Raw genomic sequence first — 16,519 nt, forward strand, 5'->3', positions numbered from 1 at the left:
TTAAGTAAGGGGTGCGTACCTCCACGCTCCGTTAAAAAATACGTAGAACCGACGTGTCGCTCCGTTCTCGTACAGTGCAAAGCTGATCTGATACTTTGGCGGATCAGTCGGCACACTGTTCAAGATCGGAATGTCCCGCAGAATTGAGAGTAGATACCCAAGCGACGGATCAAGTTTGTTTTGCTGGTTTGGATTGTTGTCGTGTGGGTTCATAGTGGTTGCTCTCCGATTTCTGGTTCGACTACAGGTTCCTCTTTAGGAGGGACCGGCAGTTTGTCGAATTCGGAGATGATCTCGCTTATCTCTGCAAGCGATCTTTGTCTGAGATCGACCTCTTGTTCAAGTTCCTCTTTTTGTTGGCGGAGGACATCCATGTTGAGAATCGTGACCGACTCAGTGTTGTCCTTTTTTCTCGCAGTCTTTTCATCGATTCTTTCGATTGTGAATTTTGATGTAGGTTCCATAGTGATGTTGATTACTTAATAGTTCGATCCGGTATGTAGATCGTGGACATGTCTCGGAGTCCCATGTCCCACTCTCCGATGAATCCGGATGGAGACCAGATTTCGACCTTGATCTGAATCTTTTTCGCTCGTGCGTTGAATCGCACAAGCTTGTTTACCGCACCTTTATTTTCGTTGCCTTTGATTACTCCGGCTTTCTTGAATGGCGTAACGAGAAGGTACGAAGTGTTGTTGTATTCGTTTCCGTTCTCGGAGTTGTAGAGCGTTTCGTCTACGTAGACTCGGTTGAGTGCGGTATCGATGCTTGCCACGTGTCTGATTTGTCCGGCACCGCTTCCTGCTACGACCGTCACTTCATCGCCGACTTCGAAGTTTCCGATGCCGAACGAGACCGTGAAGTAGGTGCTCGTGCCTCCGGAAGCGAATGCAGTGTACTTTTGATATTTCTCGGTCGTGTTGTATTTCACGACAAATCTAGCAAAGGATGTGTCGATGAGAGGTTTCCAGAAGTTCAATACTTCTTGAATGAATCGCTTACGTCGGTACGGCTCATCATCGAATATCGGGCTAACGACAGTCGCATTCCAGTTGTATGGTCGATACGATCCGGTATCGTGATTCACATCGAGCAGATACCGATCGCTTCCGCCACCCTTGTCCCAGCCGACAAAGAATTGATCACTGTTTGGCGTAAGCTGGATGCTTCCGACCTGAACCACGCCGGTACCGCTGATATTCGTGGTGCCTCCATGCGAGAGTGTGTTTCGGAAGTAGAGAGCATTGGTTATAGGGTTGTATACCCAGATACCTCCGGCGTAGTAGCGTTTTTCCATATTGAAGCCATGTGCTTTGACGCCGATCAGGATCACGCCGTTATGTACTTTCACTGCGTTCTGGTTGATCTGGAACGAAATGTCGCCGGCTTCGATGTCCGGGAAGCGATTAAGTTTTACGAGTCCGGACCCGTCGAAGTAGTTGATCCATCCATCACCAGTGATGAGATATAGGCGGTTCTTGTCTACGACACCGGCCGGACACGAGACGTTCGGAATACGAAGCACACGATTGTATGTTCCAGAGATTCCGTCCCAGAAAAAGAGAGCAGAACCATTTGTTGTCAGGTCATGTGCGCCGATCACGAGCCAGTCAGTAAGCACTGCAAACCATCGGATATCGAAATTTTGCGGAAGTGTGATTTTGGGAGGATTCGGGTTGCCGTGCCACGTTAGGTTTACGGTGTCCCATGCACAGAGCATATTGTTGAATCCTGCAAGCACATACTTTAGGAATTTTGTGAGCGGTACGTTGCCTTGTGAGAACAGCACACCGCTTCCGAGTGATTGCCATGCATCGTTCCATGAATTGGAGGAGGCATCGTAACGTCCGAGAGAGTTTCCTATCGTGAAGTAGAGATATCCTTGTTCCGTTCCGATGACCGGCGTGTTAAAGACGCTGTCACCCATAAGCGAATAGGCTCTGCCTCCCGGAAAGTAATAGCTATGCACATGCACCCAGTTCGGATATTCATATCTGAAGAATTTTGCCGTGTTGCCCCAGCCCTGGGTTATCATCCAGTTGTACATTTGTGTACCACCCATGTTCTTGCCGAAGAGTGCTCCGTCAATCGGCATCGAGTTGACCTCTGCGTTGATGTTCACGTCTAGGTTCTTAAACAGTTTGTGGGACACACGCAGGTACGGAGGTGTTTTTTCAAGATCAAGATTCTGCGACCACCAAAAAGTACCCTCGGCATTTAGATTTCCGAGTCCCTTCTCGAATCTTGATGTTTTCCAAACTTTTTTAGGTAGTGCCATAGGTTTTATACGAGACTGCTTCTCGGAATTGAGGCCTGATCATCTGCGGCCGCCATGCGTGCAAGTTCTTGATCACGCCATTTGCCGACCATGATCCGTTCGAAGTTGCTTTCAGCTTGGCGTTCGAGTTCCGTGTCGCCCTGCTGGTTGTAGTACATCTTTTTGCCCCACTCGACGTACGCTTGGTGATAGAGTTTTTCGACTTCCGGTTCGTCGCTGTCTGATGCGAAGTCATCCGATATGCGGACAAAGACGAGCATCATTGCATCGCCGTCTGCGGTTGGAGTTGTTACCGGATAGAAGTAACCGCCGAGCGTGTACACAATGTGATCGTTGTATCGGTCTCTTGCTCGGTAATCGACGAGCGTGAACGGACGCTTGTCGTCGCCGATCTTTAATTCCACGAATGCCCGGTAGTTTTCAGGGACCGGGTATTTCGGTTGATTTGCAACGGTCGTGTACGGCTGTTCGGTCTTGAGATAGTCCCAGTAGTCAAACGTCTGGTTTTTATCCTCAGGCGGCCGCCAGCTTTGCACCTTTTCATCGGCACGCTGTACCCACGAGTTTGCAAGTGTGTCATCGATCGTCTGATCGTCGACCTCGTTCTTTATTGCTTTTCGGATGTCGCCTCTGTTCATAAGCGTTTAGATGTCATCACGGATGATGATTGATAATTGTTTGAACCCGGTCTGAATTTTTGCATCAGGGAACGTCACCTCGACCTCACCGAGATACGTTCCGACCGTGTTCGTGTCGGAGGCCGTCCAGTTGTATCGGCATTTTCCTTTAGTTGCGTCAGTGATAACGCATGCCACGCCGTTAATCTTTACCGATCCAGTGGAGGAGTCCTTCATGTAGAACTTCACCGTGCATCCGGTTAAATCCACCGGCGCACCGTCTTGTGTCAGACTGAATTCCAGTGGAGGACGGGTGTCATTTTGTACGATTTTGATGCTCATAGGTTTATGTCTTGATTATTGCCCGGAAGAGTCACATCGGCCTTGGCGTTTTGAAGCTGTTGATCTTGTCGGGCAGTCTTGACCTCAATACTGCTTTTAGATGTTGTAAGACCGAACGTTTCTCTGGCCGAGAGCATCAGCACCGATACTTTCGCCGACAGGAATTCGATTGCGATCTTTAGTCCGGGAGGAATTTTCAGGATGTCCCACACGTACTTCCACGTCCTCGATACCAATCCTCGAATGTCGAGGAGGTATGTCCATGCTTTTCCGATTCCGAGCAGGATATCGAGTCGATACGTCCAGACTTTTGCAATGTGGCTTAGGATGTCGAATGCGTAAGTGATCGACTTTGAGACAAAGCTCGTGATATCCCATAGGTAGCTGGTTACTCTTGATGCGAGTGTCCGGACGTCCCATCTGTAAGTCAGCACTGTTGCTATAAGTCCTCTGATATCGAACAGGTATGTCGATACTCTGGTCGCAAGACTTCTCATGTCGAGGAGGTACGTCATCTGCTTTACTGCACTCATCAGCACATTGAACACATACTCAGTGCTTTTGCTTACTGTGCCGGCCATGTCGAAGAGGTACTGCACGGCCTTGGTCGCAAGGTTTCGGATATCGATCACGTATGTCCACGTCTTACTGATTAGGTTTCGGATATCTAGTAGGTACGCAGTCGACTTTTCGGCGAGATTTCTCAGGTCGAGTCGGTACGTCATGATCTTTGCGACCACGTCACCAATGTCGATCAAGTAGGATGTGAGCTTTGTCGCAAGGTTTCTTATATCTAGCCGGTAGATTGTTTCTCTGGTGGCCGACAGGAACGAATCAAACACATAAGTTATCGTCTGGCCGATCGTGATCAGGATGTCACTCAGATACGTCGTGCTTTTAGTCGCCAGATTTCTCACATCGAGCTTGTACGTCATTGTCATGATCGCACCTCCGATAATGTCGATCAGATATGTGATTTGCTTTGCGATGAGTTGCAGTCCGTCCCAGAGGTATGTGGATGTCTTGTCGATCAGGCTTCGCATGTCGAAGACATACGTCAGGGCTTTTTCAGCAAGAGCGTACACGTCCATGAGATACGTTTCTATTTTCCCAGCGAGATTTCGGATATCGGTCAGGTACGTTCGCACAGCTTCCACCGTTATCATCTGGTCGAAGACATACGTGATTGGTTTTGCTACCAATCCGAACGCATCGAGCACATAGTTCATCACCTTACTCACGACTGAAGAGCCGGTGTCATTGAGTCTTGCACTGTTGAATTGGTAGGAGTTGAACATAAGTGTTTATCCAGTTGATGGGATGTTTGTGCCTCTCACTGAGTTGGTTCCTTGCAGTCCGATCTGTCCGGTTACGCCATCCTTGCAGACATTTGCGATTGCCAGATTGAAGTCATCGCTCGTACTCTGTTCACGGATGTGATAGGCGGCCTTATTCGCTTGGGTCGCTTGGCAGTTATTCGAGGAGATAACGTTATAGGTTGAGTAAACCGATCCGTTGTTGGAGAGATAGATACTGTGTGACGTGTTGTTGGTGCTTCTGGAAGCATTGTCGATGGCGTTTCCGGTGACGGTGTTGTAGGAAGAGCCGTACAGGTAGATTCCGTGACCTCCGCATCCGAAGATGTGATTGCCAGTTACCACGTTATTGATCGTGGTACCGCTTCCGTGATAGAGAGCGATGCCTTGGCTCGTCGCCCATGCGATCGTATTTCCGGAGATGACGTTGTACTTGGTTATGTTTGAGCTGTTTCCGATAATCATTCCCCAGCTATCGCCGTAGAGATGATTGCCTGTCACAGCATTTCTTTGACCTCCGACTATGTACACTCCGTAGTTTGTGCTGGTGAAGATGGCATTGCCGGAGATAGCTTCTCGCCAAGCGTTGCTTAGATAGAAACCGTAGCCGTTGCTTCGGCTAACATTGCCGGTCATCGTGTTGTAGTTGCATCCGCTGTCATACACGCCATAACCGTTTGAAGTCAGAACATTTCCAGTGATCGTGTTGTGCTGTGAGCTGGTGAAGAGTCCTATTCCGGTTCCGGTGTTGTCGTGGATGAAGCAATTTCTGATGATGCTTTCCTCGGTGCCGATAACTTTCAGGCAGTCGAGGCGAGCACCGGTGAGCCAGCAGTTCTCAATGAGGATTCGTTTGTGTTTGTTTGAGCTCGTACCCCAGAGTACAAGTGGACTGGAATTTCCGGAAGTTTGATTTGCTTGATTGCCGTCGATTTTCAAGTTTCGAATGACGATATTTGAGTACGGTGTTGTACCTCCATCTCCCACACGCAAGATGTCGCCGAGGTTGCTGGCATTGGCCGCTTTTATAAGTGTCGCCGCCCCTTCACCCTCAAACACGACATTGTCTTTGAGAATTTCGACAAGACCGGTTAGTGTGTACGTTCCTTTTTTCAAACGAACGATACCGCCACCGGCTGGCAAGTTGCTAATCGCTTCATTTATCTCCGTTTGATCATCTGTTCCATCGCAGTTGTAATCTCCTGAATCGTCCGTTGCGACTATGATCTCGGTTCGGGTTTGGAAGTCGTCAAAGAGCTTGGCTGTTACCAAGAGTTCTATTCGGCTGTTTTGCGCCCATGCTTGGGCGGTTGTGTTTTCTTTGGCTCGTTCGATTGTGAACGCATCTGTCGATTTGGCAGTTACTTTCACAATTTCTCCCACGCTTGGGTCGCTCGTGTAGAGCGTGGCGTGGAATGGAGCCGCCGGAAACTTTGCACCGTCGCCGGTCTGCACGTTCACGGTTGTCGCACCCGATGTCAGAGGGTTATCCGTGATTGTGCTCTTGGCGTTATTCTTTTTTGTTAAGAATGTTTTAGCCATAGCTCATCGATCTTTCGTTTACGCCGCCGTGTCACCCTCGGACTTCACTTGGGTTGAATTGGCGGTTACTGCACCGGCTCCAGCTGGCCACGTTAGGCGATACCAGAGTCCGAAGTTTCCAGCGGACGCAATGTCACCGTGTTCCATGCCGGCCACCTTGCTTGCCATGTTTCCTCCCTCGGCATCTATCGGAGATCCGCCGGAGTAAACTCTGCCGTACCAGATAAAGCTGATCTTTTTGTTTATTCCGATGGTTCCTCGGGTAGTGCCTCCCGATCCTTGCCGGATCGTCACAAGGCGTGATCCAGAGAGCGATGCCACATACGCACCGTAGAGTTTGGAGAACGTCAGAGCACCCACGACTTCGGTGGTGCCGTTCAGTGTCAGGTTTTCCGTCTGTCTGTTTCCGGATGCATCCTCTCCGACAACCGTCACTTGTCTGGTGTCAGCACCGTCGGAAACAACGGCCACGACAGCGTTTGCGGAAAATGCCGACATGTTTCCTTGAGCACCGTCATCATCATCGGCATGATCGATTCCGAATCCGAACGAGAGGGCGGCGTTGGTCGGCTGTGACTGTAGCCACGTCACGACGTTCTGCCACGAAAGCGATCCGTGTGTGTTCTTGCGGAAGGCTTTTCGGTATTCAGTGCCTCCGGCCGCCGCTTCGTCACCGGTTATATCGGTGAAGAGATTGTTGTCGACGTTGTCCACGACTTCTACTGCCGTGATTTCACCGCCGTCTGAGTCAACACTGTTTGACTCATATTCTTTTAAGTCTGCTGATACGATTGCCATAAGATTGGTGTGTTATTAGCGACCTCATGTTCGGTCTATTTGCCTTGCAGAAGTTCGATCAGACGGTCTTTTGTTTCGGACCCGTCCAGTTCGACATTTTTTTCACCAGCCAAGGTTTGTAATTCCTTTTTGGTGAGCTTCTGCAGTTCGCCGTCGACCGTCGGCGGATCAATCGGCGATGATTCCTCGGAGACTTTCCAGAAATCGATGCCGTAAGTTGGGAGACCTTCTAACTTGGAAACGTGTTCCTCGTTTGAGGTCTCGAATTGTCCGTCCGCGAATTGTGCGTACTCGCCCGGGGTGTCTCCGACCTTGAGGCCTCCCTCGAATATCGGCTGGGCGGGCTTGAGTACGATTCGCAGACTTTTGATGTGTGAATTGAATTTAGCCATAAGTAAGTTTGGGTGATTAATGTTTGTAATTTCGGCCTCCACCCTTACTCCTGGCCTCCACGTGAGTGAAAGCCAGCGAGTAAGAGCAGAGACGCTTATTCGATTTAGGCGACGCCCTTGAGCAATGCGTTCTTTTCGAAGTTGACTCTCTGCAAACCGGCTTCGGTCTTATACTGATCGACTTCCTCGTCAGCATCGTTGTCCTGAATGTTGGTTTCGAGCATGGTGTCTCGACCATTCAGTGGGCAATGCTTGAGCGTGGAGAGATCGACCACTACACCGATACCGGCGTACTGGTTGTCGAACATCGGGTGACGGACAATGTTCAGCGTTCCGAATGACGACTGGAACTTACGGATTTCGACTCCGAAGGTCTTATCGCTCGGTACGATGTACATCTTGGAAGTTGCAAAGCTTTCCAAGTATCCGAGCACGGTGTTACCGCAGAAGAAATACTTCTCGGCTGATCCGTACTTGAACGCATAATTCTGGAGGAACGATCGGAATTCAGCTTCGGTTAGAGCTGAAGCCGCCTCGTCCTGGACGTTGCCGGCGGCTGTGATCGCTTCCAAGATTCCTCCGGAGAGGCGAAGCGGTTTGCCGTCGGGACCGGTCACTTCTTTCTTTTCACCGAACCAGTACGCACGCTCGATTTTCTTTGCTTGTTCAATACCATGCTTTGCACGCAGGTACTTCAAGTCCGCACCGGGGTTACCGGACGGATAGAGCTTCGAGGCGTTCTCAGTTGCAGTGACGCCGAATTTGGTCTTGAAGATTTGGGTGAAGTTAGTGACCTTCACGAGTTTAGTCGTGTTGGAATCGCCAGACTTCGATCCTTCCTCAAAGGCCGGACCGATGACCAACAGCCAATCGTTATCTAAGATAGCGGCGGCCGCTGTTGCACCGGCTCCACGAGCTACTGTGAGGGTATTCGTGGAGTAATTGACTGAAGTGACTCGCATGATTTCACCAGTACGGGTGTTTTTCACCAGATCGTACTTTGTGAAGATCGATGCTCCTGGGCTGTCTACGACCAACGCCGTGTCACCGGATGCGTATCCGGCACCGTTGTTGATTCGAGCCCAGACTCCGGAATACTGATCCTCATATTCAGTGAATTCCGGGTTGTACACGACTCTCTTTTGAAGAGCCATGCCCTTGAACTTGCCACCGCCGTCACCGATCTTTCCGATTTGGGTCAAGAAAGCTGTGAGCGGCGATTCTCCGGGTTCAAGCAGGAAGATTTTGTCGTCGACATCGGGAATACGCTGTGACTGTTCGATAGTCAACGTATCTCTCGTGCCGATGATGTGTGCAGGTTCTGCCATAGGTTGTGGTTGTTACTGCCGGCAACCGCTCACGAGACCTCAAAATCTTATAAGCGTTACCGGACTTTATTTGGGTTAATACTTTCACCGACAAGATCATCGAATGGATTCTCTTGGTCGGTTTTGCCTTTGGCGGCCGGTTGGCCACCGCCGACTCCTGATGCATTCTCTCGTTCGAGGTTTTTGACTTCCTCTTTCTTGAGAGCTTCGTCAGCCGCTTTCTTTGTCTGCGAATCCTTGGTTACGGAATCGTAGGCCAGTTGAAGCGTTCGGGCATTGAACGGAAGCTTTTCTTTCTCGATCAAGTCGAGAATCTGGTGACCGATCTCAGGAGTTCTGAAGTCCTCGTGATCCTCGATCCACTTGTCGATCTCGGCCTTGGTCTTTGCTTTCGTTTCCCGTTCCTCGAGCTTCTTATCGAGGAGAGTGTCTATGTCCGGTTGATCCTCTGGCTCTGCATCGCTGGCTTTCATAGCTTCGGCAATACTTGCTTTCAGCTGTTCGGCTAGTTGCGGATTCTTGACCAGTGCCTTATCGAGTACTGAGAGAAACTGTTGGTTTTTCTCGCTTGCGGTTTTGAGATCGTTGATCTCTTTGCCTTGATCGATAATCTTGGTCTGAGCTTCGTCATACGAGCGTTTAGCATCATCCTCGCTCTTGAACTTGCCCCAGAAGGTCTTGTCGCCCTCGGGCTTTTTGTCTTTGTCCTCGGGACTTTCGCCTTTATCGGCTGGCGTACCGCCGGATTGATCCTCGGGTTTCGAGGCGTCCGGTTTCTTGTCAGGTTGTTCCTCTTTCGAGGTGCCCGACGGGATTGAATTGACCGGTTGTTCCTTGCCGACTGCATCGTCAAATGACGGTGTATTCGGTTCGGCGCCGGATTCGTTTGGTTTTTCCATAGGCGTGTTTATTGCAGATTGATCCTTGGTTTCCGATCACGGTCGGAACGTCGGCGTCTGCTGTTAATAAAACCGAGCCCCTTTTCGGGAGGCTCGGTTGGTCTCTCAAGATGTAGGAAATCGCCAGAAATCCCATCTTAAGAGGCCAGCTGAACCCCTCAAAAAGTTTGGCGATTTCCTTTGGTTGTTTGGTTTTATGTTGGTGCTTTCATATGTTCATCGTGAATAGCTTTGATCTGCAGGAGAATGATTCCGAGTCCTTCGGCTCGACCTTGATAAAACCGAATCTCGTCTGCAGTCAGTTGTTTGTTGAGTAGCCACGTCTTTGTGGTATCAAGTTCGTTCGCAATAAGCTCGGACAACGCTTCAAAATACTTGGTTTCGTACAAGTTGCTGATCGTCGCTTCTATGTCTTTGTGAAGTGTTTTGGTCATATGTGTTATTGCCTCATTGCGTTACCGAGAACCGCACCCATTTCGTTACCGGGGAGTCCTTGCTCTGGCACTACGTCGGGTGGTGTGTCGATCGCAGGTGCATCACCGGCCGGCATTCCGGTATCAGTTGGATTCATTGGGTCAACCGGAGGCGTGACCGGCTGTTGTTTTATTTCGCTAATGTAGTTGTCTGGTTCCCAGCCATAATCCTCAAAGAGCTTCATTAGGATTTTGAATTTCTTGACGGAGTATGTCGTACCGGTTTCCGCATCCACGATCTGGTCTACGTCTTTGATCAGTCCCCAGAGTTCCAAGTCTTTTGACTTCTTAAGTTCAGAGGAAGAAGCAAGAGCCGATGTTGATTCGAGTGATATCTCATATTCATCGTCAAAGAGTCCTTCAATGTTTTCCACTTCAGGGGTTATAAGTCCGTGTCGGATCATGATTGCTACGGCTTTGTCCGGAACAACGCTTTTGGTCGTCCAGAATTGTTTGACCATGCAGATCCAGTGTTCAAAGTGCATGATGTACGAACCTCGAAGCATAATCAGGAAGAGCTTCACGCCCTCTAGTGTTGCCTCACGCATAAACGAGGCGACTGTTGCTGTTTCTCTTGAGTCCTTGCCGGCCGTCGTTGTGTATTCGTCTACACCTACGGCGATTCGCATTGCTTCTTTGATGTGATTCGGCTCGATAAATGCAGAGGAGTTCACGTCGCCAAACTTCAGCTCTTTGACTGAGTTCGGATCATTCGTCCATAGGATTCCAAGCGGTCTTACAGTGATGCTTGATTGCTTGTATCCGGGGAGAGCTACTGGTGCCGCCGCAATCATGCTGTGTATTTTCATCGTGATTGCATCCACTCTCTGGTTGGTCACAGAATTCAGGAGTTCTTGCAAATGGTCTACGAGCTTCGGGATACCGAGCCAGTAAAATGAGAATGGTCGGGGGAAGAAGCCAGTTCGTGAGTAGGGCTTTTGCTGGTGGTCGTATGGGTTATCACCGTCCTTGATCTCTATCGGTGTGCCGTCCATCGGCAGGAACACGCAGATATGGTCGTCAGTCCATCGCTCTACGACTTCGAAGAGCTTATCGTCTGTCGTTGGCATTTGGACCGGGTTGTTTGGGTTGCCTTGGATCGGAGAGGACGCTTTGGTTGTCTCTCGGAGATTCTTTCGTAGTTCTAGGAGGACTTCTTTTCTCACGTAGGCATAGTCGGTAGTGTCACCGCCGGACTTTGTTACGTCACCATTTCGGTCTACAAATTGCGACCACGTATTCTTTGGCACGTCCGGGTACTGTGTTTTCATTTCATCCAATGTCAGCACGTATCGGTGGAATACGGGGAACGGATCGGCAATCTTTTTCATCCTTGGGTGAGGATAGAAGTTGTAAATGTCTACAGGGTCAAAGTCTGGACGGAATGTGATCTTTGATGTTTCGGTCTTGAACACGAGACGCTTTATCTTTTCGACTATGCTTATCTCTTTCTTTCTCTTTTTCTTGGTTTCTTTCTTGAGGAAGTCTTTGCCGATGGTCGTTCCGCAGATGAACACTTGCAGGAAGTAGTCGATCAGGTCGTCACTCATGCCGATCTCCCATAGCCAGATGATCAAGTCTTTTAGGGCTTCACCATTCTTACCCTCGAGCTTGAAGTCCGGTGTGATACCCACGGTCTTTTGTAGGAATGTCTTGATGTATGAAAATACCTGCGGAATGAAAACATTGGACTGCCATATCTCTCCATCATTCGTTCTTTCCAGTTCAGCGGCACGATCGCCGTTGTAAGACGAGAACAGCTTATAACCCCGATCAAATTCGGGTTTGAAATAGTACAAGAAGTTCTTTTTCGCTTCATCGTACTCGCTGTTATATTTTTGTAGTTGTTTGGTGTTTGCCATATTTAGTAAAGTTTCATTGCTCGACCTTTTCTATTGCTTGGCATCTCGCTCGGTAGTTCTTTCAGTCCTTGCCATGCGAGCATTGCTGATATAAGGGCATCGTCTTTCTGTCCTGATTCCGCACCCATTCCGTACCGGTTGCTTTCATTCGTGTGTACGAACGTCATCATCTGGCTTACGGTCGTCTGACTTGAGAGTCCGATGTCGTCATCTCGAAGTCCTGCGATGAAGTCGTCTACCATGAGCGGTTTGGTTACTTGGCTTGTTTTCCACCCCAGCTCTTTGCGTTTGGTGTTCGTTGCTTTATCGAACGTCGTGCGTTGGTAGAGATTCGTGTACTCACCCTTGAGTGCGTTGATTACCGCCAGACCATGATTGTTTATCTCTACGACTGCCAGTGCGTTGTTGAAGAGTTCGGCCGCCTGTTTGATTTTCTTGGCAAACAAGTCCGGCTGTATCTGTCCGATGTACGATCCCACTTCTCGTCCGGTCATCTTGTCGATGATGGTCATTGTTGAGTCGTCTTGTCCGATCCCTTCGCTCGGGTCTGCCCCTAGGCTGTAGAAGTGCTTCAGGTTCGGTTCCTCGTAGATCAGGATGTCGTCTAGCTTTCGTATCGGGCTTCGGGTGAATTTACCCTGGGCTTCGATGTATTGCTTTGGGATGACTGACTTACTTGAGGCAACGAATGCTTCCTCGATCGTGGCTGGATATTCCTGTTTGAATTTCTCGATGTCTCCACCGGTTAGGTTCTGGATTGCCCAGCGTCGCCAGTTGAGCTGTTCTAGGGTCAGCTTTGCTGATGCTTTGAGACTCTTTTCGTATTCATCCAGTGTTTCGGAAAACTTTATCTTTTCTTTATCACTGGTGAATGGTGTGCTGTATTCGTCCATCAGGTGCCACGGCAGGAACACAAGCTCGAATTCGTTCTTGCCGGCAAGCGAGTCTTGCACGGTCTTGTAGAAGTATTCGCCATCACCTCCGAATCCATTGGCAGTTGATTCGAGAAAGACTGCGGTATTCGGCAAGCTCGGGATTGCTTGGAGTACCGAGAGCATCAGTTCCTTTGCGTTTTTCCAGAACGCTACTTCCGATCCGTGAAAGTTATGGATGGTCAAACCTCGTCCCACTTTCGCTTTCTCGGCGGTTGCGATAACCATTCGGCTTCGCAGTCCCGGGTCTTTTGCTCTCGCTTTCTCGTCCGGATTCTCGAACACCATCTGTTTCTTGTTGTCGTACCGACGCATTGGCTTCGCCCATTTCGGTAGTAAGTCGTAGAAGAGCTTACTCATGGCAAAGATTGCATCTGTTGATTCTGGTTCGTGTGCGACTATAAGCGAGTTTGTGTTCTCGAATCTGGCAGTCCGTTCGAAGATCAGAGCTTCGCAGAGAGTGGAGACCCCCTCCTGTCTCGCTTTCAAGATGATCATTCTTATTGGCTTACCGAGTGCTCGCAGTTTCTTGATCCTGTCGTGGATCATGGTCTGTGCGGTATTCAGGTGTAAAAGAACAGTCTGCTGATTCTTGGTTTTTATTGATAAACAGTGCTCGATGAAGGTTTGCGGATCAGCATCACAAATCCTCATCACTTCGGTGATGTCCTTAACCATCTGGAGGGGGCTTTTCTCTGGCTTTGCGGAGGATTTGTTCATAGCTTATGTCTGTGCCAAACAGTCCATCACGATCAAACGTCTGCTTCGGACTGCCGTGGACACGGTCGTGCATCTCTTTGACGGCACGAAATTTGACGTTATCGTCCGGACTTCCCATGAGAGCAACGAGCATGTTCGATGCAGTGTGGATGTTTCTCTTGAGGATTTGGTTCGACTCACTGAGCCGAAGCTCGTTCTGCTCGTCAGCATAGGTGTCGTATTCCTCTCGCAGTGGCCCCTCACTCCGAAACCAGCCCTTGATCGTGTTGAGGGGCGTTTTGGTTTTCTTGGAAATTGCTTCATACGATTCACCCTCATATTTAAGTCGTATGGCTTCCTGACACTTCGCACTTTTTATTTCAACAGTTTTTGCCATTTTAGTGTTGTTTAGTGTCATTAAGTGTCAGTAAAAATCGACCACAAATCTCCGATATCGCCTCACTGTCGGTCATCTTTTCGGACTTGGTTAACGCAGAAAGTGCTTCATCTACAGCGTTTTTCTGCGGATTGGTCACGTTGAAGCTTATAAGAGCAATGGTTTCTCTCTGCGAATTCACGTCTTTCACCGCCTTGGACACTTTTACGCCCTTGGTTTTGGCAAAAGCGGTCACTGCGGCGATAAAATCATCAGCAGATTTTTTCGGGTCTTTGTCGACGATAAAATTCAGGACGATAAAGTTCTCACGTTCCGCTTTCTTGAGCTCAATCATTTTCTTTTCGATCTCGTCTTTCACGAGGTCGAGTGCATCTTTGACATTCACGTCCTCCTCGCCGAGACTCTGTGCGATATCTTTTATCGAATGGCCGTTTTGTGTCAGCTCGTAGGCAAGCTTGCCGAGTTTGATCTGCTGGTTGGACCCGTGGATGTTGTCGGTCAATCCGTAGAGTTTCGCTTCGTCCTCGTTTTTGAATTCGTGGACGTTCGCTTCGATCTCCGCATTGCCGAGTTCACCCAGCACTTTCCATGTGTGGTAACCACCGACAATCACATAGCCACCTTTGACTTTCATGTTCGGCCAGATTCCGACTTGGATCGGCTTCGTCTGTCCGAATTTCGTGACCGCTTTCTTGAGCGAGGCGAATTGGCGTGCGTTCATCTCATTGGGATTCCACCAGTTCGGAACGCATTCCTTTATTTTCACTGTCTTGATTTGTTCTGTTAGTTTTTTCATACGGTTATGATCATGTACTCGATGTTGTTGCTCTGGTTTCGACCTCCGGCGTTTGACACCGACCATTTGTGATCGAGCATGATCACTTCGGCCTTCCGATGCTTCTGCACCATTGCGAGAAGCTTGTCCGGCTTCACTCCCACATCCTCCTTGTTCTGTCCGAGGGAGATGATCCATTGAGGGATATGTTTTGCCGACTCGAACATCCGCTCGAGGAATTCGTCAGCATCCTTGTTGGAGAAAGGACTCGGCTTGTTGTCGAGTTTCTTGCCGGCGAGGATATTATCTAAAATCCCATACTCAACTTCGTAGGCAGAAGAGCCAGGGTAAGGAGGATCAAAATAAACAACATCACCAGTAACTTTCTTGAGAAAGTCGAACACATCTTTTTGATGAATTTCATTGTCTTGATGATTATCAAATACGCCATGATTAATTTCGTCTTTTAATTTTTCCAAAGTCATCATCGGGTTTTGGATCATGCGGAGGTTTTTCGGTGCATGAGACTTGGACCGGAGTGGCCACTCCCATTTGCGAGCTTCGAGATCGAGTGTGTCTCTGGTGTGCGTGAATTTTCCAAATTGTCGGCAGGACAGAATAAACTTTATGAGGAGGTGCAGGAGGAGATGTCGCTTGGTTTCGTTCTCGACTGCATGAGCGTTTACGATTGCGGTGTCGAGGAAGTCTGCGATCTTGCTCGTGAATACTTTCGGGCAGTAATTCTTGCGAATAAAGCCATCGTGTTTTGCTTTGAGAAATAGTCTCGCCAAGTCCTCGGTCTCAAGCTTCACGTTGTTGTTGGCAATCAGGGCCCGGCCAATGATCACAGATCGGAATGCGATGTCGTTTGAAATAACTTTGTATCCTTTTGCTTTTGCATAGAGACTGACTGATCCACCGCCAAGAAATGCATCAATAAAAACTCCCTCGGTCTTTTTGATCGGTTTGAAAATGTGCTTTACAAGCTTTCGCTTGCCGCCGAAGTAACTTGGTAATGATTGAAATTTGGAAAACATAAATATTTTTTGTTCCAGCTCTCCGACACTCCCACATCCGCTGTGAAGTTTTTTTATTTACACGGGACCCGTGAGTCACCGTGCAGTGTGAGGTCGATCACAGTTGGTGGATGCTCGACCCGGGGAGTATCAGAGAGCTGGAAACAATCGGATAACGAAAAAGGGCTCGCGATCGTTCACCGTTTGGTGATTGATCGCGAGCCCTTAAACTCGGAATATCTTTCAGAATGCCCCTTGAGGCATAATTTATTCGATTGTGAATTTATTATAGCACTCTCACAAAAGTAAACACAAGCATGTACACCTGTGCATAAAGTCCTAGTCGGTCTGGAACTTGTTCAGTATCTCCAAATACTTCCTTTGCAATTCCGTACTGATCCAGCTGGTATTAAGCGGTACGATACTTTTCTTTTCGATGACATTTGAACAGCTGTCGAAGTAAAAGCCATCCGGTGTAGCGACAAAAAGCCATGCCAATTTCCATCGATCATGTATCTTTTCTGCCGTCTTGAGTATCTCCTCCGGATTCATTCTCGTTCTGAATTTAACCTCGACTAGAAAGACCTGCTTTTGATTGTGGGATATGAGAGCAAAGTCCGGTGTATTCCGTATGGAATCAAGCACCTCTTTGTGTTCTACGAGTCGAGCAAATTGAGCAATTTCCGGAACGGTCGATTCATAGCCGAAAGGTATGACCGTAAATTCGGCCGCTTCTCGGAACATTTGGTCGAAGATAATCTCGCCAATTTTCCCTTTGATAAGCTGGAATGTGAAGTCCTTTTGCATAAGCATTATTGTGAACATTATACCATAAAGTCAGTTTTTAGGGCAA

General features: G+C 48.7%; 18 protein-coding genes. All 18 read right to left on the reverse strand.

Features of this window, described 5'->3' with window-relative positions:
• Positions 1–213, reverse strand: a complete 213-nt coding sequence (locus IPJ70_02140; protein QQR82887.1) for a hypothetical protein — start codon at positions 211–213, stop codon at positions 1–3.
• Complete coding sequence (locus IPJ70_02145; protein QQR82888.1) at positions 210–464, reverse strand: hypothetical protein; 255 nt, start codon at positions 462–464, stop codon at positions 210–212. Before IPJ70_02145 ends, IPJ70_02140 begins: the two co-directional genes overlap by 4 nt.
• Before the next feature lie 11 nt (positions 465–475).
• Entirely contained in the window at positions 476–2,278 is a 1,803-nt protein-coding gene (locus IPJ70_02150) for a hypothetical protein (GenBank protein ID QQR82889.1), read from the reverse strand.
• A 5-nt stretch (positions 2,279–2,283) separates the two neighbouring features.
• Positions 2,284–2,916, reverse strand: coding sequence for a hypothetical protein (locus IPJ70_02155; protein QQR82890.1), 633 nt, complete (start codon positions 2,914–2,916; stop codon positions 2,284–2,286).
• A gap of 6 nt (positions 2,917–2,922) precedes the next feature.
• Entirely contained in the window at positions 2,923–3,237 is a 315-nt protein-coding gene (locus IPJ70_02160) for a BppU family phage baseplate upper protein (GenBank protein ID QQR82891.1), read from the reverse strand.
• A complete protein-coding gene (locus IPJ70_02165) occupies positions 3,234–4,535 on the reverse strand; it encodes a hypothetical protein (GenBank protein QQR82892.1) in 1,302 nt (433 codons plus the stop codon). The genes IPJ70_02160 and IPJ70_02165 overlap by 4 nt, the downstream gene beginning before the upstream one ends.
• 6 nt (positions 4,536–4,541) lie before the next feature.
• Positions 4,542–6,095 carry a right-handed parallel beta-helix repeat-containing protein gene (locus tag IPJ70_02170; protein QQR82893.1) on the reverse strand — a complete coding sequence of 518 codons (1,554 nt, stop codon included), beginning with the start codon at positions 6,093–6,095 and terminating at the stop codon, positions 4,542–4,544.
• Positions 6,096–6,113: 18 nt separating this feature from the next.
• A complete protein-coding gene (locus IPJ70_02175) occupies positions 6,114–6,893 on the reverse strand; it encodes a hypothetical protein (protein QQR82894.1) in 780 nt (259 codons plus the stop codon).
• 35 nt (positions 6,894–6,928) lie between these two features.
• Positions 6,929–7,285: a hypothetical protein gene (locus IPJ70_02180; GenBank protein QQR82895.1), complete on the reverse strand. Its 357-nt coding sequence runs from the start codon at positions 7,283–7,285 to the stop codon at positions 6,929–6,931.
• A 104-nt stretch (positions 7,286–7,389) separates the two neighbouring features.
• Positions 7,390–8,613, reverse strand: coding sequence for a DUF5309 family protein (locus tag IPJ70_02185; GenBank protein ID QQR82896.1), 1,224 nt, complete (start codon positions 8,611–8,613; stop codon positions 7,390–7,392).
• A gap of 56 nt (positions 8,614–8,669) precedes the next feature.
• On the reverse strand, positions 8,670–9,512 hold the full coding sequence (locus tag IPJ70_02190; GenBank protein QQR82897.1) for a hypothetical protein: 843 nt from the start codon (positions 9,510–9,512) through the stop codon (positions 8,670–8,672).
• A 194-nt stretch (positions 9,513–9,706) separates the two neighbouring features.
• Positions 9,707–9,946, reverse strand: coding sequence for a hypothetical protein (locus IPJ70_02195; GenBank protein QQR82898.1), 240 nt, complete (start codon positions 9,944–9,946; stop codon positions 9,707–9,709).
• A 5-nt stretch (positions 9,947–9,951) separates the two neighbouring features.
• Positions 9,952–11,847 carry a hypothetical protein gene (locus IPJ70_02200; protein QQR82899.1) on the reverse strand — a complete coding sequence of 632 codons (1,896 nt, stop codon included), beginning with the start codon at positions 11,845–11,847 and terminating at the stop codon, positions 9,952–9,954.
• A gap of 2 nt (positions 11,848–11,849) precedes the next feature.
• Entirely contained in the window at positions 11,850–13,499 is a 1,650-nt protein-coding gene (locus tag IPJ70_02205; GenBank protein ID QQR82900.1) for a hypothetical protein, read from the reverse strand.
• Positions 13,450–13,875: a hypothetical protein gene (locus IPJ70_02210; GenBank protein QQR82901.1), complete on the reverse strand. Its 426-nt coding sequence runs from the start codon at positions 13,873–13,875 to the stop codon at positions 13,450–13,452. The genes IPJ70_02205 and IPJ70_02210 overlap by 50 nt, the downstream gene beginning before the upstream one ends.
• Before the next feature lies 1 nt (position 13,876).
• Positions 13,877–14,671 (reverse strand): ParB/RepB/Spo0J family partition protein, encoded by a 795-nt coding sequence (locus IPJ70_02215; protein QQR82902.1) that lies wholly within the window; start codon positions 14,669–14,671, stop codon positions 13,877–13,879.
• On the reverse strand, positions 14,668–15,687 hold the full coding sequence (locus tag IPJ70_02220; protein ID QQR82903.1) for a DNA adenine methylase: 1,020 nt from the start codon (positions 15,685–15,687) through the stop codon (positions 14,668–14,670). Before IPJ70_02220 ends, IPJ70_02215 begins: the two co-directional genes overlap by 4 nt.
• Positions 15,688–16,005: 318 nt before the next feature.
• Positions 16,006–16,473 carry a hypothetical protein gene (locus IPJ70_02225; GenBank protein ID QQR82904.1) on the reverse strand — a complete coding sequence of 156 codons (468 nt, stop codon included), beginning with the start codon at positions 16,471–16,473 and terminating at the stop codon, positions 16,006–16,008.
• Between the last annotated feature and the right edge of the window lie 46 nt (positions 16,474–16,519).

The organism is Candidatus Campbellbacteria bacterium (genome assembly GCA_016699465.1).
In the GTDB taxonomy this organism is placed as follows: domain Bacteria; phylum Patescibacteriota; class Minisyncoccia; order Phycocordibacterales; family EsbW-18; genus EsbW-18.

Bases quoted from the DNA above. Each gene is read 5' to 3' on its own strand.
- IPJ70_02160 (QQR82891.1), bottom strand. From the start codon at position 3,237: ATGAGCATCAAAATCGTACAAAATGACACCCGTCCTCCACTGGAATTC.
- IPJ70_02165 (QQR82892.1), bottom strand. From the start codon at position 4,535: ATGTTCAACTCCTACCAATTCAACAGTGCAAGACTCAATGACACCGGC.
- IPJ70_02185 (QQR82896.1), bottom strand. From the start codon at position 8,613: ATGGCAGAACCTGCACACATCATCGGCACGAGAGATACGTTGACTATC.
- IPJ70_02180 (QQR82895.1), bottom strand. From the start codon at position 7,285: ATGGCTAAATTCAATTCACACATCAAAAGTCTGCGAATCGTACTCAAG.
- IPJ70_02220 (QQR82903.1), bottom strand. From the start codon at position 15,687: ATGTTTTCCAAATTTCAATCATTACCAAGTTACTTCGGCGGCAAGCGA.
- IPJ70_02145 (QQR82888.1), bottom strand. From the start codon at position 464: ATGGAACCTACATCAAAATTCACAATCGAAAGAATCGATGAAAAGACT.
- IPJ70_02140 (QQR82887.1), bottom strand. From the start codon at position 213: ATGAACCCACACGACAACAATCCAAACCAGCAAAACAAACTTGATCCG.
- IPJ70_02200 (QQR82899.1), bottom strand. From the start codon at position 11,847: ATGGCAAACACCAAACAACTACAAAAATATAACAGCGAGTACGATGAA.
- IPJ70_02175 (QQR82894.1), bottom strand. From the start codon at position 6,893: ATGGCAATCGTATCAGCAGACTTAAAAGAATATGAGTCAAACAGTGTT.
- IPJ70_02155 (QQR82890.1), bottom strand. From the start codon at position 2,916: ATGAACAGAGGCGACATCCGAAAAGCAATAAAGAACGAGGTCGACGAT.
- IPJ70_02190 (QQR82897.1), bottom strand. From the start codon at position 9,512: ATGGAAAAACCAAACGAATCCGGCGCCGAACCGAATACACCGTCATTT.
- IPJ70_02210 (QQR82901.1), bottom strand. From the start codon at position 13,875: ATGGCAAAAACTGTTGAAATAAAAAGTGCGAAGTGTCAGGAAGCCATA.
- IPJ70_02150 (QQR82889.1), bottom strand. From the start codon at position 2,278: ATGGCACTACCTAAAAAAGTTTGGAAAACATCAAGATTCGAGAAGGGA.
- IPJ70_02215 (QQR82902.1), bottom strand. From the start codon at position 14,671: ATGAAAAAACTAACAGAACAAATCAAGACAGTGAAAATAAAGGAATGC.
- IPJ70_02225 (QQR82904.1), bottom strand. From the start codon at position 16,473: ATGCAAAAGGACTTCACATTCCAGCTTATCAAAGGGAAAATTGGCGAG.
- IPJ70_02170 (QQR82893.1), bottom strand. From the start codon at position 6,095: ATGGCTAAAACATTCTTAACAAAAAAGAATAACGCCAAGAGCACAATC.
- IPJ70_02195 (QQR82898.1), bottom strand. From the start codon at position 9,946: ATGACCAAAACACTTCACAAAGACATAGAAGCGACGATCAGCAACTTG.
- IPJ70_02205 (QQR82900.1), bottom strand. From the start codon at position 13,499: ATGAACAAATCCTCCGCAAAGCCAGAGAAAAGCCCCCTCCAGATGGTT.